Source organism: Staphylococcus pasteuri, assembly GCF_030547725.1.
Lineage (GTDB): Bacteria > Bacillota > Bacilli > Staphylococcales > Staphylococcaceae > Staphylococcus > Staphylococcus pasteuri.
Window position 1 is genome coordinate 1 of sequence record NZ_JAUOQO010000507.1, and the last position, 259, is coordinate 259.

Below are 259 nucleotides of genomic sequence, written 5' to 3' on the forward strand. Positions count from 1 at the left end.
GAAAAGTATTGGAGAAAATGGAAGTTAGGAGTAAAAGGATATGAGCTAGTAGGCTCAAAGACCAAAGCTGACTACAAACAACTTGAATATACTTGGGAACACGAGATGGGTCACGCTTTGTGCAGATTTCATAAGAAGATAGATACCCTTCACGCTTTCGTAGCACTAAAGAAATACGAGGCTTGGTGGAATGAAAAGTTCCCCAGTAATCTTTTAGACTTAGCAAAGAAGTATATGGGAGTAGATGCTTCTCCTAATG

General features: G+C 39.4%; 1 protein-coding gene. It reads left to right on the forward strand.

What is annotated here, in order from left to right; genetic code table 11:
* Positions 1-259: hypothetical protein (locus Q4528_RS14525; protein ID WP_303522352.1), on the forward strand; the 259-nt coding region annotated here is incomplete at both ends.